Genomic DNA, 22,174 nt, shown 5'->3' with positions numbered 1-22,174 from the left:
GGCCGAAATTATAGATATAGACTTTACAAAAGTTAACTGGTAATTGATTGTTCCTTTCAAAATAGTAACTATTACCCTCAAAGCCAATATATGCTATCAGACTTTTTTTTCTTCGTTACTTTTTGCGGAAAAAGTAACCAAAATCCCCGCCCGACTGAACATCGTTTGTTGGCCCGGATGGTGCCAGTCGGACGGGGGCGGGCGCCGGAAAACGAATACTTCCCGTTTTCCGGTGGGTTCCCTGATGTAGCTTTGGCACTACTGTGATTTCAACAGCAGGAAGTCTGCTGCAGGCATACAGTTCAACCATCTGCCGAAATTCAGTTTTTTAAATGTTATATAAGAAGGCGGCAGTAGATGTCCTGCTCCTATCCTATCCTTCCGTCAAGAATAGCTTTATCAATAGCTTCTTCCTGTATGGATTGTTCTTTCAGTTTCCTGAGTTTCCTTCCATAAGAAAGTTTGGTGATGAGCACAAACAACACCGGAACTACAAATATGGCCAATGTAGTGGCCGACAACATGCCGCCAAATACCGTCCACCCAATGGTTTTACGGCTCTCCGCCGCCGCGCCGGTAGCAAAGGCCAGCGGCAGCACACCCAGTATAAATGCCAGCGAGGTCATAACGATCGGGCGTAAACGGAGTCTCACCGCCTGTAAAGTGGCATGCACCACATCAATACCATGATCTACCCGCTCCTTGGCGAACTCCACAATGAGTATCGCGTTCTTGGCGGCAAGTCCTATCAGCGTTATTAACCCAATTTGCGCATAGATATTATTAGACAAGCCGGGCAGGAATATCAGCGTGAGTATGGACCCAAAGGCGCCGATAGGCACAGCAAATAATACCGAAAAAGGAACCGACCAGCTTTCATACAACGCCGCTAAGAAAAGGAACACAAACACTAACGAGATGGCAAAAATGAGCGACTGCTGGCTGCCCGCCGCTATTTCTTCCCGGCTCATGCCCGAAAATTCGTAGCCATAACCGGCAGGCAGCGTTTCCGCTACTTCCTTCAGGGCTTCAATAGCCTGTCCGCTGCTATAGCCGGGTGCCGGTGAACCATTAATTTCAATGGTACGGTAAATGTTGTAGTGCGATATTACAGCGGGCGCTTCTATGGTTCTGGTAGTCATCAGCGAACCAAGCGGTATCATATTTCCCTGGCTGTTGCGCACATAAAATTTTTCGATGCCATGCAGTGAGCTCCTGTAGCTGCTGTCGGCCTGCGTCATCACACGGAAGTTCCTTCCATACAGGTTAAAATCATTGATATAGCTGCTTCCCAGGAAAGTAGACAAAGTGCCGTACACGTCTGAAATAGATACACCCAATTTTTTTGCCTGCTCCCTGTCCACATCTACCTGGTAGCTGGGTGTACGCGCGGTAAAAAAAGTATAGGCCATGGCTATTTCCGGCCGCTGGTTTACCTTACCCAGGAAATCGCGTGAAATTTTTTCAAAAGTATTAATATCATCTGTACTGCTGATCTGCTGCAATTCAAATGTGAAACCCGATGTAGCGCCTAAGCCCGGAATGGCAGGCGGCGCAATAACCAGTATCCTGGCTTCTTTAATATCGGCGGTGGCGGCGCGTATTTTATTCATCACATCCTGCGCGTGCTGTCCTTCTCCCTTTCGTTCATCCCAGGGTTCAAGACTTATAAAAAGCGTACCTGCATTAGATTTGGTGGAAAAGCTGATGATATTCAGTCCGGCCAACCCGCCGGCTACTTTTACTTCCGGTATCTGGCGGATACGCTCCGCAATGGTACGCAGCATCTCCACACTGCGTGTGGTAGAGGCGGCTTCAGGCATTTCATAGGTAACCAGCAAGCGGCCTTCATCTTCAATAGGAATAAAGCCTGTTGGTTTGCTTTTAAAAAGGAAAAATAAGCCCACAAAAAGTACCGCCAGCATCACCAGCACATAAGGCGTTCTTTTGATCCATTTACCCACGCTAAGGGTATACCCGGTTGTTAGCCTGCCAAATATGCTGTTAAACCATACAAAGAATTTTTCAAGCCCGTTCTTTTTCGCATCCGCAGGTTTGGAAGGTTTCAGCATGATGGTGCACAAAGCGGGAGTAAGCGATAAAGCCACAAATGCGGAGATAAGCACAGAAACGGCAATAGTAATGGCAAACTGCTGGTACAATCTTCCTACAATACCCGGTATAAAACCTACCGGTATAAATACCGCTGCCAGTATGAGCGCAATGGCAATTACCGGTGCCGAAATATCTTTCATCGCCTTGCGGGTAGCTTCCTTAGGCGACATTTTTTCATGATCAATATTATGCTGCACCGCTTCCACCACCACAATGGCATCATCCACTACAATGCCAATTGCCAGCACAAAGGCAAACAGGGTGAGCGTGTTGATGGTAAAGCCGAGGGGGCCAAATAAAATAAAAGTACCGATGAGCGAAACCGGGATAGCCAGTACAGGAATAAGCGTAGCGCGCCAGTTCTGCAAAAATAAAAACACCACCAGCACCACCAGTATCATGGCTTCCACCAGCGTAAGCATTACCTCATTGATAGAAGCTTTTACCACCGAAACGGTTTCGAGCGGAACGATATAGTCAATATCTTTTGGAAAGCTTTTTCTCAACCCTTCCAGCGTTTTCATCACACCCTCATAAGTATCCATGGCATTGGCGCCCGGCGCCTGGTATATGAGCAGGAAGGCGGCAGGCTTGCCGTTGGCAAATGAACTGATGCCATAGTCAAAGCGGCCCAGTTCCACCCTCGCCACATCTTTCAGGTAAACGATGCTGCCATCGTTTGGCTGCGTGCGTACAATAATGTTTTCAAAATCTTCCAGCCGGTTCAGGCGGCTGTTGGTGAGCACACTGTATTCAAAGGCCTGCGCGCCCGGCTGCGGATTACCGCCTACCGTACCTGCCGCCACCTGCAGGTTCTGTTCCTGCAAAGCGGCATTCACTTCCGCAGGCGTCATATTTAATGCAGCCAGCTTTTCGGGATTCAGCCATATACGCATACCAAATTCATCGGCACGCGAAAATACATCTCCCACCCCTTTTACACGGGTTATGGCATCCTTAACATAGAGGTTCACATAGTTACCAACGAACTTCGAATCGTGTGTACCATTGGGCGAGTAAAAGGCCAGCGCCACCATAATGCTGGGGTTCCGCTTTCTAACGGTAAGACCCAAACGCTTTACGGCATCCGGCAGCGTAGGTTCCGCCACGCTCACCCTGTTCTGCACGTCTAATGTGGCAATATTAATATCGGTGCCCACTTCAAAATTCACCGTAATGCTGCTCTGCCCGCTGCTGGTACTGTTACTGCTCATATAGGTCATCCCGGGCGTACCATTTACCTGGGTTTCAATGGCAGTGGTGGTGGTTTGCTCCACGGTTTGCGCATCCGCACCTGTAAAATTGCCGGAGATAGACACGGTTGGCGGAGAAATATCGGGATACTGGGCAACAGGCAAATTGATCATTGAAATAATACCAACCAATACAATTACTATTGATATTACGATTGCCGTAACCGGCCGTTTTATAAAAGTTTCTGCTATCATGCGCTTTGCTATAAAAAAATATGGAAATCCTATGCCCTTTCAAACCATCTGCCGCTTCACTTATCTTAACCCGGTGTAACCAATTATTGCTTTTTATTGTACTATGCGCTATAACGCTTTTCACCGTTCGTTGCGTCGCACACTTGTACGTTCTGTAACCGTGCCCGCCAATCCTTATTTGCCTGGCTGAGCTGCAGCAGCCCCACCAGCCGGAGCCGCGGTAATTACCGCGCCTTCTCTCAGGTTCTGGAGACCTTCCACTACAATTTTTTCACCTGCTTCTAATCCGTCTTTTACAATGATATCCGGCCCTATCTGCCGGCTCAGGCTTATTTTACGCTGCGTTACTTTACTGCTGTCGCCCACTACATATACAAAGTGCTCTCCCAACTGTTCAATCACCGATTTATAAGGTATCAGCACCGACTGTTCCGCGGCGGTATTCAACACCTTCACCGTAGTACTCATGCCAGCCTTTAGCCATTTCTTATCGTTCGGAAAAACCAAACGTACTTTAATGGTTCCTGTTTGCGGGTCCACCGCCCTGTCAATAAAACTAATGCTCCCCTTATACGGGTAGATATCTTTTCCAAAAGCAATGGTAAAAGTAGAATCGCCGGGGCGCTTTTTATCCTGCTGTAATTGCGAAAAGCGATATATCTCTTTCTGATCCACGGTAAAATCTACCGCTATAGGGTTGTCGGTTGACACCACGTTGAGGATACTTTGTCCGGCCACTACCGCTGTACCTGTTTTCACCTGCGAAATACCTATGGTGCCATCGAAGGGTGCAAACAGGGTAGCAAAATGCACATTCGACTGCACGGCGTTTACGCCTGCCCGTGCGGCTTCTACCTGCTTCTTCGCGGCTTCCAGCGCGGCATCAGCGTAATCTACCTGTTGTTTGGCTATGGCATCCTGCCTGTCCAACTCATGATACCTGTCGGCGTCTTTTTGCGCTTTCACCAAATTGGTTTCCTGTACCTGCAAATTAGCCTGCGCCTGCTGCACATTGGCACTGTATACCTGCTGATCTATGGTATATAGCCTTTGCCCTTTCCTTACCCTGTCGCCATCCTTAAAGTAAATACCGGTAATATAACCGCTCACCTGGGGCCGCAGCTCTACCTGGTTAAGCGCGGTAACAATACCCGGATACCCATCGTAATACACCGCATTACTAACCCTGGCTTCCGTAACGGCTACAGGTACGGGAGGCGGAGGTCCCTGCTGCTTTTGCTGCTGCCCCGCGCCGCACGACATTATGAATAAGGAAACCCCAATCGTGGAATAAGCTACTATAGATTTATATATCATTGAACTATTAAATTATATTTTTAAAAATCATAAGAACCAATAAAATGCAGATTCTAAAAATCTCTCACCACTTTAACCCTGTTAAAACTCCTCAATATTGAAGCAGCGTGGCAAACCTCTATTAATACCTTATCTCTCCCAGCGCCTTCTGCACATCAATTTTACTGGCCAGCAATTCATACAAAGCATTATAGTAATTGATTTGTGCCGAGCGTAAATCTGTTTCCGATGTAATTACTTCCAAATAGGTTTTTATACCCGATTTGTACTGTAGCTGAATAATATCATATACTTCCTTTGCCAGCATCATATTTTCCTTTGTTGCCATATAGCCGGCATAGTTACTCTTATAATTAGCCAAAGCGCTATTGTATTCCGCATTTACGGCATTTTGCAGGTTTACTATATCAAAACCTGTTCTTCTTAACTGCCACTGTGCCTGCCGTATCTCATACTTCCTCTTCCCTCCCTGGAATATAGGGAAAGACAGGGTTAGCCCGGCGTACGAGGCAGGATAGGATTGATTATATAATTTATTGAAATCATTATTGAGGTAATTCAGGTTATAGGCGCCATTGGCAGAGAGTTGCGGAAAAAAACTCCATTTATTGTACAGCACATTCGCTTCCTGCAGTTTTTGCTGCGTACTCAGTAACCGGTACTCAATGCGCCTCGTGTAATCCGGCCCCTGCGTGGTATCCAGCAGTATTTCCTTTTCCATCCCGGTACTGTCATATACTATTTGCAGCGGAGCGGCTACAGGATAGTTCATCTGCGCTTTCAGGTTTTCAATGCGGGCCTTTAATAACACTTCATAACTTCTTTTTGCGGCTACTGTATTATTGAGCGCAATAGCTGCCCGCTTATAATCTGTTTTATCGGTTATGCCTGCCTGGTATTGATTATAGGCATCTTTGTAGCTGCGTTCCAGGCGAACAATATTTTCATCCGACACTTTAATTTGCTGCTCCGTTGTGAGCACATCATAAAATGCTTTGGACACATTGGCCACAACATCAATCTTAACACTTTCCGTATTTTGCTTCGCCTGCTGCCGGATATCTGCGCGGGTGCGGCTGGCCAGCAATACATCCCGGTTAAAGATAGCCTGGTTAAGGGTAAACATTAAGCCCGAAGTGTTATCAACACCCAGCTTAACCGGGTTACCGCCAATAACACTGGTTTGCACCTGGAAGTTATGTTGAAAAGTATAATTGAAATTAACCTGGGGGAACCATTCGGAGAGTTTACTTTTAATGGCTTCTTCCGTTATAGCCTCATCTATCTGCGCCTGCTGTACAACAGCCTGCTTCTCCACGGCATACGCAATGCAGTTTTGTAAAGTGGCTTCCTGCAATAAGGAATCAGTTTGTTGCTGTGCCGTGGAATGAAAGGAAATAAAAATCAGGCACGTTAAAAATACAGCAATCCCTTTTCTCATAAATATATTATATATACGATCTGTTAATGAAATACCAGCCGGTAATAAATTCGGCCGGGTACAAAATTTGTTGTACCTGCATTATTCCCGGTTAATCCAATGTGCAAGCAATAGTAAAGGACAGGGAAAGGAAATCAGGCGGCGAAGTTAAAATTAAATATATAAAAAAATCAAACGTTTGTTTAATTTTTTTGTTAATGAATCATTAACGCGTGCCTCATCTTACGCTCGTTGCTGAAATAATGCCAATATTAAACAAGTTACACCAACCTTGCAACTGCTACCCTGTAACAGATGCATCCCAAATTATTGCAAAGGTTGCCAACCTTTAATCCAGAACTACAATTTGGGATGCACCCCCTGTAACTTGTAACCATTATCCGTTCTATCTTTGTACATGACCATTTACGAAGGTTACCGCTTTGTTTGCGAAGCGCTATATAGTATATATGAGCGGCGGGAAGCCGAAAATGTTGCTGCTCTGGTAATGGAAAAAATTACCGGACTGGGAAGAATGGAGCGTATGCTGCATAAAGACCAAATCTTACCGGAAGCGGAGGAAGACCGCCTTAGTCATTATACCACATTGCTCTTACAGCAGCAGCCCGTACAATATGTAGTGGGCGAAGCATGGTTTTATGGTATGCCGCTATATGTTAATGAACACGTGCTGATTCCACGCCCGGAAACGGAAGAACTGGTGGAGTGGGTGATGAAGGATGAGAAGAACAGGTTGCAGGGGGCAGGTTACAAGGGGCAGGGAACAGGGGGCAGTCCGGCAATATTGGATATAGGTACCGGTAGTGGTTGCATTGCCATGGCGTTAAAAAAGAGCATTCCCGAAAGTGATGTATATGCAATAGATGTTAGCAGTAAAGCACTGGCTGTTGCGCAACAAAATGCAAAAACTCAGCAAACCGCTGTTCAGTTTTTACAAATAGATTTTTTAAATGCCGCTCAAACAAATGCATTGCCACTGTTTGATATTATTGTAAGTAACCCGCCTTATATTCCGGAAAAGGATAAAACAGACATGCATAAAAACGTATTGGACTTTGAACCCCACGCGGCTTTGTTTGTGAAAGACAACGATCCCCTTCTTTTTTATTGGGCTATAGCTGCTTTTGCCGGGCAACATTTACAACCCGATGGCTGTGTTTATACCGAAATTCATGAAACGATGGGTGAGGCGGTAAAAAATATTTTCACTCAGAAAGGATTTACCCATACCGTTGTACGCAAAGACATGCAGGGAAAAGACCGTATGGTAAGCGCCGCGAAAACTAATTAGCGCTTACAGAAGCCACGGCTGTGGCGCCTAACTTTTTAGCGGTTTGCAGTACTTTATATACATCGCCCCAATGCCCCGCCGTATCGGCATTTACCACCACTGAAGGCTTTTCGGGGGCTTTGGACAATACAAGCTGCAACTCACTTTCCAGGTCATTCAATGAAATTTTTTTTTGACCAATATATGCCTGGTTGTTTTTATCTATAGATATTACTACCGTTTGTTTTGATTGGGTGTCGCTCTTTCCTTTAGGGGCCGATACTTTTATTACGTTCGGATTGGCAAGCGTAGACACAATAAGGAAGAACAACAACAATATAAACAATATATCATTGAGCGCATCGGTATGTACTTTGGCGTGATCCCTTAATTTTTTTCTCAGATTCATTGCTTCTATGTTCGTTACGTAAAAGTAAGTTAAGCAAGTGGATTGAAAGAAATGGGTTTAATACGTTAAATAAAGTCCTTCCTTATCTCCCACTTTCAAATATTTGCCGTTTATTGTTTATGGCAATCCCTCCTCTCTATTCACCCTCACACTATAATTTATAATCTGTAGTTTATCGTTAGGATACACTCATTTTCAAATTCTCAAATTTGCAAATTCCTCACATTACTTCGTTGGTTCCTGCAGCACGTCTATAAATTCGGCGCTGGCGGATTCCATCTGGTTCACATTTTTATCAATTTGCGCGTTCAGGTAATTATATCCCACATAGGCCAGTAATCCTATAATCAATCCACTGGCTGAAGTGATCATTTTTGTGTAAATACCGCCGGCAATGGTGTTGAGCGTATATTCACCCGTGGCGGAAATGCCGTAAAATAACTGTACCATTCCTACAATGGTTCCCAAAAAGCCAAACATTGGCGCTATACCCGCTATTAATGACAGCACCGAAATATTACGTTCCATTTTATAAATTTCCAGCTTCCCCACGTTTTCCATACTTTTTTCAATGGCTTCAATGGGTTTACCTATGCGCTGCAATCCTTTGTCAATCATTCTGGCCACAGGGTTAAACGTGTTTCGTGCCAGGGATCTTGCCGCCGTAACATTACCCGTAACAATGTGGTCGCGGATAATGCTCATGAAATTATAATCTAACTTACCGGCGTTACGAATAGCGATCAGGCGTTCAAAAAAGAAAAATATGGCTATTACTAATAGTAAAGCCAGGGGCAGCATAATCCAGCCACCGGCCAGCAGCAGTTCCCAAAGATTCATTTGGGTACCCGGCTCGGGAATACCATGCTGGCTGGCTAAAGCTTTATTAAGAGAATCGGGAGCAAGCTGCAGGAAAAATAATCTCATATTATAGTATTATTGAAAGTGCGACAAATGTAATGACAAATAAACAAATTTATCAGCCAGTTTGCCGAACGTGAAAATAGTGTGATTATTTTCTTTATAACTCACAGGCTTATTCTATTAACAATTTATATAGAAAGCAAATCAGGCGCCGGTCATAACCTGCCGGGCTTCATACCGCAATGCATCCAGCACAATATTATGCAATGAAGTTTTAGGATCGGCATCCAGCAGTTCCAGGATGCGTTTGCTCAAATCCATACCTGTAGCTTTTTCGGGCAAAGTATGCGCCAGCTGGTGTAAAATAAAAATATTCTGCTCTTTAAGATTGGTTACAGCCTGCCATGCCTGCGCGGATACATATAATTGCTGTGAAAGATTGTATTCATATTCCTGCTTAATGCTTTCCACCAGCAGCAGGTGATAATCCGAGGCCTCCATATGTGCAGACGAAAGCCTTGATATAAGGTTTTTCAGGGAGATGCGCTCGGCCAATATGGTGAGCCGCTCATAGGCCTGTAATTGCAGCGCCGCGTCATAAGCCGGCTTTTTCAGGCTCTTTTTAGTACTGCTTGTTTCACGGAAATAGGCAAAAAAATAAACCCCTAAAACCCCCACAATAATTACGATAGCCAAAATAATGATACTGTTGTTGTCCATGCTGCAAATTTGTACTGCTTATAAACAAAAATAAGCGTATTGTGTTGTGTTAAAGAAAAGAAGCAATAAAAATAAATCCTTTCAACTGCTATGCGCTTTCAGATCAAGTCATCATCCGTCAGCTAAAAACTACTAACGATGGGATTGCTGCTCTTTTTAACTACTTACCACTCACTACTTACCCCTTACCACTCTAATACACCAACTGATGCGTTTGTTTAACAATACCCATCACAAAAACGCTTTGAACGTGTCCTATATTCTCGGCCTCGCTTAACTTGTTTACGTGAAAATCATAATAAGCATCCATATTTTCTACCATTACCTTCAGCATAAAATCAAAATCGCCCGAAATATTATAACATTCAGTTACTTCCTGCATATCCTGTATGGCTTTAATAAATTTGGCACCTGCTGTTTTATTATGTTGCCTGAGCGATACATAACAAATCACCATCAGTCCTCTTTTTATTTTAGTGTGATCAAGCAGGGTGGCATACTGGCGGATCACGCCGGCCTCCTCCATCCTTTTAATCCGTTCATGCACAGGTGTGGTGCTCAGGTGTATGGCATCCGATATTTCCCGCACCGTTATCCGGGCGTTTTGCTGCAGGAGCCGTAAAATGGCGATATCCTTATCATCCAACGCAGGAAGCTGTACAGGCAGTTTTTCTTTTTGCTGTGTTTTTTTCATGCTACACTATATAAATATCCTTTAAAATTAAAAAAAACATATTTTCCTCCCAAATATGAGGCATGCAACAATATTCTGTTCTATAAGTGTAGTTTTGCAGCATCAGGTATTACGCGAGCAAAAATATATTTATACATCCACTAAATCATTTAAACATGTCAGCGGTTTCTCCATCCATTGATTTTTCATTACCGAATAAGATAAAAGATATCAGCCTTGCCGCATGGGGGCGTAAAGAAATTAAATTAGCAGAGGCAGAAATGCCGGGGCTTATGGCTATCCGTGAAGAATATCGTGCGCAGCAGCCTTTAAAAGGCGCCCGTATAGCAGGTTGCCTGCATATGACCATCCAAACCGCCGTATTAATAGAAACATTAATTGAACTGGGCGCGGAAGTAAAATGGAGTTCGTGCAATATTTTTTCAACACAGGATCATGCGGCAGCCGCTATAGCAGCAGCAGGTATTGGCGTATACGCATGGAAAGGACAAACCAACGAAGAAGCGGAATGGTGTATTGAGCAAACTTTATTTTTTGGCAGCGCCGATCGCCCTTTGAACATGATATTAGATGATGGCGGCGACCTCACCAATATTGTATTTGATAAATACCCTGAACTCATTCAGCATGTAAGAGGATTGAGTGAAGAAACCACAACAGGTGTTCACCGTTTATACGAAAGAATGCAGAAAGGCACATTGCCCGTTCCTTCTATCAATGTAAACGACTCTGTTACCAAGTCGAAATTTGATAATAAGTACGGATGCAAGGAAAGCCTTGTGGATGCTATACGCCGCGCTACAGATGTAATGCTGGCGGGTAAAGTAGCCGTTGTTGGGGGTTATGGCGATGTGGGCAAGGGTTCTGCGGCTTCCTTATCGGGCGCAGGCTGCCGGGTGATTGTTACCGAAATTGACCCTATTTGCGCTTTGCAGGCCGCTATGGACGGCTATGAAGTGAAGAAAATGATTGACGCGGTAAAAGAAGCCGATATTATTGTTACAGCCAGCGGTTGCCGCGACCTGATAACAGGTGAACATTTTAAATTAATGAAAGACAAGGCTATTGTTTGCAATATTGGTCATTTTGATATTGAAATTGATGTGGCCTGGCTGAACAAAAACTATGGCAGCACTAAAGATACGATCAAGCCGCAGGTTGACCTGTATAATATCAATGGCAAAGACATTATTTTATTAGCGGAAGGCCGCTTAGTAAACTTAGGATGCGCCACCGGTCACCCCAGCTTTGTAATGAGCAACTCTTTCAGCAACCAAACACTGGCGCAGATTGAGCTCTGGACAAACTACAAAAACTACGAAAACAAAGTATATGTGCTGCCCAAGCACCTTGATGAGAAAGTTGCCCGCCTGCACCTGAAAAAAATAGGTGTTGAGCTGGAAGAACTTACCACAACGCAGGCTGAATATCTGGGTATTCCAAAAGAAGGCCCCTATAAAGCAGAGCAGTACAGGTATTAGAGAGGATGGCGTAAGGTATAAGGCATGAGTATCAGGTGTGATGTATAAGGTACTTCCACCTGATACCTGATAGCTCCTATATATCAGGCACGCATGCGCCGGGCTGCTATTTCTTCCATATCAATAGCATAGTGACTTTCATGATAGGTGCATTCTCCATTTTGAATGAGCAATACCTGTGGTGATTCGTGCCGCACATGCAGTTCTTCCGCTATCTTGCCGGAAAGCGCACGGTAAGCGATCAGGTCAATAAAATGAAAATCTATTTCCGGCGGCATAGCCGACCGTTCCAGCCTGCTTTTTATCATGGAACTGGTACCGCAGCGGGTAGAATGCTTATAAATGAGTTGTGGCCTGCCTTTTGACTTTTCAAGTATTTCCGCTAATTGCGCTTCGGTGGTGAGTATATTCCAGTTCATAATTGCTAATTTGATGTTTAGTGTTTGTTACATACAAAGTGCGAAAAGAAACTAATGGCACAAAGGTAAGCTTTGAATCGCTGATACGGGATTTGCGGGGTTTCGGTAGTTTTTATTTGGGCACCTCCATTTCACGCAAAGCGCGCAACGAAGCAAAGGGTGCAAAGAAAATTATAAAAAAATCCGGAGATTAATCCGCGCATGGCACGTTCAATCTCCGGACGGGAGCTATTATTAGTTATAAAATACTTTAATAGCCTTCATTCTGTACTAAGTAATCGGGCAGGTTAGATGCACCATCAATCGCGTTTTGCGGGATCGGGAATATCCTTTTCTTAGGATCTGAATTGGTTTTTTCCGTCCATGTGCCTTCGTATTTTCCAAAGCGGATCATATCTGTACGGCGAACGTTTTCCCAATACAATTCAAATCCTCGTTCACGGAATAATACATCTAAGTTCATTTCTGTTAAGGCCGGCGGAACCACTCTTGCTGTTCTGGCAGCACGTACGGTGTTCACGTCTGCCAGCGCTTCTGCTTCGCCCCCACCTTTTCTTAGCCTGGCTTCTGCCCGCATCAGGTAAATATCGGCCAGGCGTAAAATCACAATATCATGCTCTCCAAAATTCCTGCCGCTTACAGAACCGCGGCTGAACTCATATTTTTCTACACGGTAGCCATTGTTATAGTTGCTGAAGTCCGAAAAGTTGATTTGCTCGGTAAAGAAAACAGGCAGGTCGGGTCTGTTACGGGTATTATTGTACAACTTACCCACTTTCATATCACCGTTAGGGCATGTTTCAAATACACCTCCTGTTCTTATCAGTCCATATTGCTGGCCTCTTAATATACCACGATCTATATAGAAGTTTGCAGCCGGAACGCAGGTTTGTGTTGTGTCAAGGTTGCGCTTGAAAAAACGCCCATCCATATCAGCCGGATCATCGGGTGCATAAGCCTGTGCCCAGCTTTGATAGAAGTCTGAAGTAATACCAGGTCCATCAGTGCCATTGGCGCCAGTATATGCAGGCAACGGAAATTGATCACCTGAAAGAGAGAAGTAAGCCATACGGTTATGCCCGTTAAGATCTGCGCGTTGATCTACTGCGAAAATCAATTCTTTATTGGTATGGTTGGCATCACCAAATATGTCAAAATATTCAGGAGAAAGCTGGAATTTTCCTGAATTGATGATCTGGTCACAATATTGAATTGCTTTATCCATGTCATCCCCGGTAAATGTAAATGAAGCCGCATAAATGTCCCTGTAAACAGCAGCTTGTAAATGCAACCTGGCCAGTAAGCCCCAAACCGCCTGTTTGGTAATTCTGCCGGGGCCGGTATCTTCACGTACCAGGGGTTCAATGGCCAGCAGCTCAGATTTAATATATTCCACCGCATCGTTACCTCTCAAAATAACCGAATTGATTTTGGGGTCGTCTTTAACAAACGTAACTCCAAACAAGTCGAGGCTTAACAGGTTATAATAAGCCCGCATACCCCTTGCTTCCGCCAGAAACAACTGTGCGTTGGGATCAGTGCTTTTAGGCAAGGTATTAATGGCAAGTATGGCACGTGAGATGCCCAGCATAATATTATTCCAAACATTTTTGACATTGGGGTCTGAGCTGGTGGTTTCATGCCGGTGTAACGACATATAGATACCGTTATCTCCCCAATCGGTGCCACCCCGGTAAGGTAAAATAGCTTCATCAGTAGATATTTGCTGCAAAGCAAAGTATTGCGTATGCTGAAACAGTCCGGGTAAAACGGCATACACCGGTGCAATCAGTCCTTCTGTAACGTCTTTATCGGTAGCGCCGGTACTGGAAGTTTCGTCCAGCACCTGTTCGTTCAGTTTACTGCAACTGCCTAAGGCAAGTACAGTTATAAATAACGAAAGTATATAGAATGTCTTCTTAGTCATAAACAATCAAATTTTAGAATGATAGATTTAAACCGAAAATCACAGAGCGTGCCTTGGGATAATTCAGGTAATCAATTCCATAGGATATCGCCTTGTCCATAGATCTATCGGTGTTGATTTCGGGATCAAACCCATCATATTTAGTAATTACGAAAAGGTTCTGGGCCGTTACTGACAATTTCAGACCGGTGAGCCAGTTCTGTACGCCGAGGCGTTCGGTACTAAAGTTATAAGCCAATGTCATATTGTTCATTCTCAGGTAACTGCCATCTTTCACGTATCGCGTACTTACACCTGCTGCATTATTTTTTGACTCTTCCGGATACTGTACCGCTTCTGTTGTAGTATTGCTGTTCTTGGCAATCTTTGTCTTATAGAAATTAGCAGTAGCAGTATTGTCGTATATTTTATTGCCGCTTACCCCATTAAAGTTCACCGTAAAATCAAATCCTTTATAAGAGAGGTTGCCATAGAAGTTATATAGTGTTTTGGGTACTGCAGAACCGGCTATAATCCTGTCTTTAGGTGTAATAATTCCATCTTTGTCTGTATCCGCATATTTGCTTATACCATCGGTATCAATTCCAATAAAATCAAGTAGATAGAAGGATCCCATCGGATGACCATTGATGTAGCCGTTGAGCGTAGCGCTTGTTAATCCTGAACCGGTAGCAGAGCCCGAGAAGATGACCTGGTAGGGAGAGCCGGTAACCTTATTCTTCATAAACGATGCATTACCGCCAATTGCGAAACTCAGGTTACCGGTAATTCTCTTCCGGTACTCAAGATCTATTTCAATACCTGTATTGCTAATCTTCATACCGGGGATATTTGCAAAAGTAGTTCCGGCGGGTTGTACCGGATCCTGGGGCGGAATAGATAGCAGTATATTGTCTGTAATCTTATCAAACCAGTCAATTGAACCACTTAAGTCGCCACCTAATACCCCAAAATCCAATCCTATATTGGTCTGATTGGTAGATTCCCATTGCAGGTCAGGATTTGCAAAGCGTACAAAAAATGTACCGGGAGGATAGGCGCCGGTTGGATATAAAGGATAGCTTGTACCTGATGTAACCTCTGTTTTAAATAAGGCTTGTGTTGACTTGGGCTCAATTTCCTGGTTACCCGTCATGCCCCAGCCTCCTCTCAGTTTAAGGGCGCTGAATACAGAATTAGCCATGAATGCTTCTTCTTTAATATTCCAGCCCAGTGAGAAAGAAGGGAAATAACCGTATTTATTGTTCTCACCAAACTTGGTAGATCCGTCCATCCTGAAACTTGCTGTTAACAAATACCTGTTATCGAACGCGTAATTAATACGGGCAAAATAAGATTGCAATTCATCAATATTAGCGTTGCCGGTGGGCCTGTTATTTGCCATGGTCAGCTCCTGTCCTATGCCCGGATTATATATAGGATCGAGGTCATTAAGCGGCAGCTTGTTAATGCTGGAGCTGCGGTATTGATAGAAAATGTTCTGGTAAGAATGACCTGCCATTGCAGAAAGGGTATGTTTATCAAGATCGGTTGTATAAGTGAGGTAGTTTTCAATTAGCCGGTTTCTCAACTGTATACCCTGTGTCTCAAACCTGCCATCCCGCTGAGGCACGGCATTAGCAAAATTAACGATATCGCGGGTGGTGGTAGCATTATCAATGCCAAAATTCAACTTATAGGTAAGTCCCTTTATAATTCGCAATGTTGGAGAAATATTTCCCAGCACACGGTTTACCGAAGCAATGTCTTTGTACAGTTCCAAATCCAATAAAGGATTACTGGCATTTTCAAATTTAGCGGGATTTCCATCCGCGTCACGCGCCGGTAAAGTAGGATTATTAGAAATGGCGCTTCCCAGTAAACCGTCAATTGGAGGGCGCCGGTTGTTGGTATTTGTGGCGGTAAGGTTTACATCAATAGATAAACGATCGTCCCAGAATTTCTGTGTGGCATTAAAACGACCAGTGTACCGTTTCATCTTACTGCCTTTTAAAATACCGGTTTGGTTTTGGGCGTTTAGGGAGGCATAATATACCAGCTTATCGGCACCACCACTCAGCGTTAAATTATTTTCATACGTATGACCGGTTCTGAAAATTTCGTCCTGCCAGTCGGTTGAGGAGCCAAAATCTTCCAGATCGCCACCTGCCGCTACCACCTGCTTTTTAAACTCATCGGCTGAAAACACCGGGAGTTTGCGGGCAACTTTTGAGATGCCGGCGCTGGTAGTAAAGTTTAACACGGATGTTCCTGCCCTGCCTCTTTTTGTGGTTATGATAATCACCCCATTAGCGCCGCGTGAACCATAAATGGCAGTAGCAGAGGCGTCTTTTAACACATCCATAGAAGCAATATCCTGCGGATTCAAAAAGTTTAACGCGTCTCCCGTACCTGTACCGGCGTTATCCAAAGGAACGCCATCTACCACAAACAGCGGCGCGCTGCTGTTTCTAATGCTGGCAACTCCACGAATTACAATATTTATGGGAGCACCCGGCTCTCCGTTAGATGAAGTTATATTTACACCGGCAACCTTACCCTGCAATAACTGTTGCGGGTTATTTACAATGCCCCGGTTGAACGACTCGGCTTTAACCGACTTTACAGCGCCGGTTACATCTTTTTTACGTTGCGTACCATAGCCCACCACTACCACATCTTCCAGGCTTTGAGCAGCTAATTTTAATACAACAGGCAGCTGCAGCCCTGCATCGCCTACAGTACCCGTAAGCGTTTCCGTGCTATAACCTACATAGCTTACCGTAAAAGTATAGCGTCCATTGGCAAGGCCTGAAAAAGTAAATACCCCTTCCTCATTGGAGGTAACGGTTGTTTTTGATTTATTGGAGGAATTTTCTGCGGTAACAGAAGCACCGGCAACTGCTTCACCGGTTTCGGTTTTAACAGTACCTGAAACAGCCTTGTTAGCTTCCTGGGCAGAAAGACACAGAGAAAATGGCAGTAACAATACCATCAACCAAAGCATTCGTTGTTTCATAAGCGTATTTAATTTTGGTTTGTAGAAAAATATATTGCAGGTAAACATAGTACTGTTTTTGAACTTAAACACGTATCAAAGTTGTGCAAACGTTTGAAATTTTTTTGGGGATAACCATGCTACGGGTCTTCTATCGCTTACATACAGACAAACTGCAGCAGGAAAATGATGCATTGGTAAGGGGTAAGAAGTAAGAGAGGTGTACCAAGCCCGTTGTTAGTAGTTTTTCTGAACCCTGAAACTTATAACCTGCAACCTGTAACACTCTGAAACCTGATACCTGAAACCTGACACCTACCCCAGCGCATCCATCGCCTTCTTTACGCTGCCATGTTGCAGCAAAATGGTTTTGGCCTTATTATAATCGGTTAGTCCTGCTTTTTCCATTAATATTTTTACCGCCCGGTCAGTGATCTTATCATTGATCAGTAACACATTTACCATACTGTTATCTTCTACCCTGCCCAGCCTTATCATAGTAGTGGTGCTGATCATATCAAAGATCATTTTTTGCGCCGTACCACATTTCATGCGTGTACTTCCGGTAACAAACTCGGGACCTGTAATAACTTCTACAGGCAAATCTGCGGCCGCTGCAATGGGCGACCCGGGGTTACTTACTATACAACCGGTAGCAACGCCGGCAGCCTGGCATTGCTTTAAAGCTGCCAGTACAAAAGGCGTTGTTCCGCTTGCGGATATGCCTACCACAATATCTTTATCCGAAACAGCATATGCCTGCAGGGCATTCCAGCCTGCTTCCGTATCATCTTCCTTTTCTTCAGGCGCTTCAATAAGATGTTCCACACCACCCGCTAATACCACGTTTACCACGCCTTTTGGAATACCATAAGTGGTAGGCAACTCAATAGCGTCTAATACTGAAAGACGGCCGCCACTGCCTGCTCCTAAGTAAAACATTCTTCCGCCAGCCTCCAGTTTGTTTGCAATAGCGGTGATCAGCTTATTAATTTGCGGCAAGGCTTTTTCTATTGCCAGCGCTACCTTTTTGTCTTCATTATTAATATGTGCTGTCAGCTCTTCTACGGTCATTTTTTCGAGGTGCCGGTACAAAGAGGGTTGTTCTGTAATTCGCATCATAGTAGTGTTAAGTCAATCAAATTATATCTGTATGTTATCGTGAAATGTGAAACGTGAAATGAACTTTCACATCTCACATTTCACGTTTGACATATCAGTAGTATATGAGCAGGTTTCAAATTTAATATGCTGTTCCTTTCCCAGAGAAATTAAAGCGTAGTGGATACCCATTGAGCATGCTGCAAGCGCATTAAAACAACTCAGGTTGCTGGTTATCCTCCGCTTTCTTTTTTTCCCATTCCATTTCCGTGCTTTTAGCATAATCCGCCAGTTTGGCGCCAACGGCTTTCCAGCCCATTACTTCTACTACTTTGTTCACCTTTATTTTGGCTTTCCTCACCTGGGCACCTCTTCCACTCTGCATTACCAGCACAGGCGCGGCTTCCGTAGTAACGGCTTCAAGCGTATTCCCCTCTCCTTCCTTTATAAAGAAAAATTTATTGCGCAGCGTAGTCGTTTCAATCTTAAATCTTTTGATATTGTATTGCAGCTTTTCCTTATCTAAGTAAACCGCTGTTATTATTTTCTCCGGATCAAATTTCTGAATCAGCAATACCTTTTCCCCGTCAATACGCTGACTTAATTCCGTGTCGGAAATTTCATAATTGCCATTATTATAAATAATCAGCAACCGGTCTTCGCTATCGAACATACCCAGGTATGCTCCTTTTTCTTCCGTGTTAAGCCTGCCAAACGTATTATCAAACCATAACTTCCTTCCGCTCAAGGTGGAGCGTCCGGCTTCCCTGAATTTTACCGATTTAACAGGATACTTTGTTACCTGGTTACCCATGCTGCCCCTGCCTTTGATCTCTAATTCTTCAAAATAAAATTCAAGTTCTTTGTTGCGGGCAGTTGACGAGGGGCTGAGTATAATTTTAACGGCTTCCGCTTCGCCATTGGGATTAACCGAAAAATAATGCACTTTACTTTTGTCTGACCCCTTGGTCAAATCATATTCCTTATCGCGGGTTACACTGGTAACATTAAACCGTTTGGCATAACTGATCCCCGTTTTTCCATCCACGTAGATCATATTATAAGTGGTTCGCTCATCGTTCTTTTTAAAAATGGCGATATGCAGAATATCTTTCCCGATAAATACTTTATCGGCCACCTTTACCACTTTCATTTTGCCGGCTTTGGTAAAGGCTATAATATCATCTAAGTCTGAACAATCATCAACAAACTCATCCTTCTTCAACCCTGTGCCAATGAAACCTTCTGAACGGTTCACATATAATCTGGCATTGGCAATAGCCACCTGCTGGGCCTGTATAGACTCAAATAACCTGATCTCCGTTTTGCGCTCCCTGCCTTTACCGTATTTTTTTAAAAGATTTTGATAGTAGCCCACAGCAAAGTCTACAAGATTCTCCAGGTCATATTTTACCTGTTTGATTTCCTTATCAATATTTTTAATCTGTTCATTGAGCTCATCAATATCCAGCTTATAAATTCTGCGTACAGGCTTCTCTGTTAGTTTAACAATATCTTCTTTAGATATGTCCCTTTTCAAATACTTTTTAAAAGGCAGAAATGCCTGGTCAATGGCTACCAGCACTTTGTCCCATGTTTCATGCTTCTTTTCTAATTCTTTATATATTTTTTCTTCAAAGAATATTTTTTCGAGGGAAGTATAATGCCATTTCTCCTGTAGCTCCGCCAGTTTTATCTGCAGCTCTTTTTCCAGTAATGCTTTGGTGAGTTCGGCCGATGAGCGAAGCAGGTCGTGCACGGTTATAAAACGAGGCTTTTGTTCAACGATCACACAGGCATTGGGCGAAATGCTTACCTCGCAGTCGGTAAAAGCATACAGGGCATCAATGGTAATATCGGTAGAGATACCGGGGGCCAGGTCAACAAGCACTTCCACACTGGCAGCGGTATTATCAATAACTTTTTTTATCTTAATTTTCCCCTGGTCATTCGCTTTTACAATAGAATCCATCAGTTGTGTAGTGGTAACCCCGTGCGGCACATCCCGTATCACTAATGTTTTTTTATCCAGTTCCTCAATATGTGCACGCACTTTTATCTTTCCTCCTCTTTTCCCCTCATTATAATGCGTTACATCAATCATACCCCCGGTTTGAAAATCGGGGAATAATTCAAATTTTTTACCGCGTAAATGTTTGATAGCCGCTTCAATTATTTCGCAAAAATTATGCGGTAATATTTTGGTAGATAAGCCAACCGCTATGCCTTCGGCTCCCTGGGCCAGCAACAAAGGAAACTTCATGGGAAGCGTTACCGGTTCATTCTTTCTTCCGTCATAGCTCAGTTGCCACTCTGTGGTTTTGGCGTTAAAAGCTACTTCCAGCGCAAATTTGCTCAACCTGGCTTCAATGTAACGGGCTGCGGCGGCATCATCGCCTGTGCGCACATCGCCCCAGTTGCCCTGCGTTTCAATGAGCAGGTCTTTTTGCCCCATATTTACAAGCGCGTCTCCAATAGAAGCGTCTCCATGCGGATGGTATTGCATCGACTGTCCGATAATATTGGCTACTTTATTAAAACGGCCGTCATCCATTTCCTTCATTGCATGAAGGATGCGCCGTTGCACCGGCTTTAACCCGTCTTCAATTGCCGGAACAGCTCTTTCCAGGATAACATAAGAAGCATAATCGAGAAACCATGTTTTATATTGACCATGTATACCTGATTCATTGCCCAAAAAATGTGCTTTGCTCATATAATTAGTTCCACAAATAAATTGTTATTAAATCATGTTGTTAACCGGTAACGCCCCATTTCTATTTAACGCTATCCTGCTTTCCAATTTCTCCCAGGTGCGTAAACTTAAAACCCGTAAAATACTTTAACCCATAGCCAAACACCCTGTCCATACAGGAATGACCGAATAGTACGATGCCGGTAACCTGCAAAATACCAATACCGGATAACCATCCGGCAATAAAAACTATAGCGGCAATACCTTTATGATGAAAAAGATTATACGAAATGGCGCCGGCCCTGTTACCCGCAGCATATCCCAGCATACTGGTATCCGGCCCTAAAAACAATAAAAGGTATACCCACCATTGTACATGCATATCGTATAAGGCATATATGCTTAATGCAAATAAAACCAGCTCTTCCCATTTTAAAATTAATTTCATCTTATCCATTTACCTGTTCTGTAACACCGGTTTTGTGTTTGATCTCAAAATCTTTCATATTCTTCAACTCACCCTGTACATCATATTCCCCGTTAGTTACCATTAATTTCAGTCTCCACAACAAATAAGCATCACCGGTAGTATGCTTATGCTTTGATAAAAACTGGGCAATTATTTTACCCGCCTTCTGCCAGTCTTTTGTAATGAAGCGTTTTATATCCGCGTCATAAAAATCATACGCATGCTGCACTAATTTCTTTCCGCCCTCCAGTATGCGTACCCCTTTATTTTCATTGCAAAGCCGTATCCATTCATCGGGATCAACCTCAAACTCGCTTAGTGTAATGGGACGCGCCAGCTTTTTGGCTTTTAAAAATTCTTTTGGGGGAATGGTATGCAGCCAGGACGGATAAAAAATACTCCCTTTTTCGTTGAAAAACGGGAGATTATTGAGATAGAGGATGAACACCCTGCCCTGGAACGCTTTTACAAAATGCAGCAGCCAGTAATAACCGCTCACATCATGCTTATTCTGCGCCGCCCAAATCCATACTATTTCTTCAGGATTGCGGTGAAGTTCACCCACCAGCTCCGCTATGGTTTTATAATCATCTACAGAACCATCTTCCGCTTTTCCGTCATAATCGCCGCCGGCCAGTACCTGCATCCACCAGGCCTTTCTTGCCGCTATACCTTCGCCAATGTATATATTAGCCAAAGGTCCAACAGCATAATCATCTTTTATTTGTACTACTTTTCCCTGCAGGGTTTCATCCAGTTCTATGGCTTTGTTTAAAACCGCTGTATCCGCTTCATTAAAAACAATATGTATCATGTAATCATTTTGA

At 43.8% G+C, this 22,174-nt stretch carries 16 protein-coding genes; 2 read left to right on the top strand and 14 right to left on the bottom strand.

The genetic code is table 11. The features are described from left to right. Positions 1-368 precede the first annotated feature (368 nt). From VL121_RS16745 to VL121_RS16735, 3 genes are all read right to left on the bottom strand, one after another. Positions 369-3,563, bottom strand: a complete 3,195-nt coding sequence (locus VL121_RS16745; RefSeq protein ID WP_325407454.1) for an efflux RND transporter permease subunit — start codon at positions 3,561-3,563, stop codon at positions 369-371. Positions 3,564-3,737: 174 nt separating this feature from the next. Then, positions 3,738-4,880, bottom strand: a complete 1,143-nt coding sequence (locus tag VL121_RS16740; RefSeq protein WP_325407452.1) for an efflux RND transporter periplasmic adaptor subunit — start codon at positions 4,878-4,880, stop codon at positions 3,738-3,740. Between the two features lie 121 nt (positions 4,881-5,001). Beyond that, entirely contained in the window at positions 5,002-6,321 is a 1,320-nt protein-coding gene (locus VL121_RS16735) for a TolC family protein (RefSeq protein WP_325407448.1), read from the bottom strand. A gap of 397 nt (positions 6,322-6,718) precedes the next feature. On the opposite strand from VL121_RS16735, the gene prmC reads away from it, so the two are divergent. Continuing rightward, a complete protein-coding gene (gene prmC / locus VL121_RS16730) occupies positions 6,719-7,612 on the top strand; it encodes a peptide chain release factor N(5)-glutamine methyltransferase (protein WP_325407445.1) in 894 nt (297 codons plus the stop codon). Here prmC and VL121_RS16725 read toward each other — a convergent pair. From VL121_RS16725 to VL121_RS16710, 4 genes are all read right to left on the bottom strand, one after another. Continuing rightward, positions 7,605-8,000, bottom strand: a complete 396-nt coding sequence (locus tag VL121_RS16725) for an ExbD/TolR family protein (RefSeq protein ID WP_325407443.1) — start codon at positions 7,998-8,000, stop codon at positions 7,605-7,607. The genes prmC and VL121_RS16725 overlap by 8 nt on opposite strands. 225 nt (positions 8,001-8,225) lie before the next feature. Continuing rightward, on the bottom strand, positions 8,226-8,927 hold the full coding sequence (locus VL121_RS16720; RefSeq protein WP_325407441.1) for a MotA/TolQ/ExbB proton channel family protein: 702 nt from the start codon (positions 8,925-8,927) through the stop codon (positions 8,226-8,228). A gap of 141 nt (positions 8,928-9,068) precedes the next feature. Continuing rightward, on the bottom strand, positions 9,069-9,584 hold the full coding sequence (locus VL121_RS16715; protein WP_325407439.1) for a DUF7935 family protein: 516 nt from the start codon (positions 9,582-9,584) through the stop codon (positions 9,069-9,071). Positions 9,585-9,777: 193 nt separating this feature from the next. Further along, positions 9,778-10,278 (bottom strand): Lrp/AsnC family transcriptional regulator, encoded by a 501-nt coding sequence (locus VL121_RS16710; RefSeq protein ID WP_325407436.1) that lies wholly within the window; start codon positions 10,276-10,278, stop codon positions 9,778-9,780. Between the two features lie 155 nt (positions 10,279-10,433). Here VL121_RS16710 and ahcY point away from each other — a divergent pair, with 155 nt between their 5' ends. Continuing rightward, on the top strand, positions 10,434-11,759 hold the full coding sequence (ahcY, locus tag VL121_RS16705; RefSeq protein ID WP_325407434.1) for an adenosylhomocysteinase: 1,326 nt from the start codon (positions 10,434-10,436) through the stop codon (positions 11,757-11,759). 83 nt (positions 11,760-11,842) lie between these two features. Here ahcY and ytxJ read toward each other — a convergent pair whose 3' ends face one another. The 7 genes from ytxJ to VL121_RS16670 form a co-directional block, all read right to left on the bottom strand. Continuing rightward, complete coding sequence (gene ytxJ, locus VL121_RS16700; protein ID WP_325407432.1) at positions 11,843-12,178, bottom strand: bacillithiol system redox-active protein YtxJ; 336 nt, start codon at positions 12,176-12,178, stop codon at positions 11,843-11,845. A gap of 250 nt (positions 12,179-12,428) precedes the next feature. After that, entirely contained in the window at positions 12,429-14,105 is a 1,677-nt protein-coding gene (locus tag VL121_RS16695) for a RagB/SusD family nutrient uptake outer membrane protein (RefSeq protein ID WP_325407430.1), read from the bottom strand. Between the two features lie 13 nt (positions 14,106-14,118). Beyond that, a complete protein-coding gene (locus VL121_RS16690; RefSeq protein ID WP_325407428.1) occupies positions 14,119-17,103 on the bottom strand; it encodes a SusC/RagA family TonB-linked outer membrane protein in 2,985 nt (994 codons plus the stop codon). 294 nt (positions 17,104-17,397) lie between these two features. Then, complete coding sequence (locus tag VL121_RS16685; protein WP_325407425.1) at positions 17,398-18,204, bottom strand: N-acetylmuramic acid 6-phosphate etherase; 807 nt, start codon at positions 18,202-18,204, stop codon at positions 17,398-17,400. Between the two features lie 190 nt (positions 18,205-18,394). Then, positions 18,395-20,899: a DNA gyrase/topoisomerase IV subunit A gene (locus VL121_RS16680; protein WP_325407423.1), complete on the bottom strand. Its 2,505-nt coding sequence runs from the start codon at positions 20,897-20,899 to the stop codon at positions 18,395-18,397. 61 nt (positions 20,900-20,960) lie between these two features. Then, on the bottom strand, positions 20,961-21,326 hold the full coding sequence (locus tag VL121_RS16675; protein WP_325407421.1) for a DUF4260 domain-containing protein: 366 nt from the start codon (positions 21,324-21,326) through the stop codon (positions 20,961-20,963). Between the two features lies 1 nt (position 21,327). Beyond that, positions 21,328-22,161, bottom strand: coding sequence for a DUF1835 domain-containing protein (locus VL121_RS16670; RefSeq protein ID WP_325407419.1), 834 nt, complete (start codon positions 22,159-22,161; stop codon positions 21,328-21,330). Positions 22,162-22,174: the final 13 nt, after the last annotated feature.

Origin of the sequence: Agriterribacter sp. (assembly GCF_035497235.1) — a bacterium.
Taxonomy (GTDB): domain Bacteria; phylum Bacteroidota; class Bacteroidia; order Chitinophagales; family Chitinophagaceae; genus Agriterribacter.
This window is presented reverse-complemented; position numbering and strand designations above follow the sequence as displayed.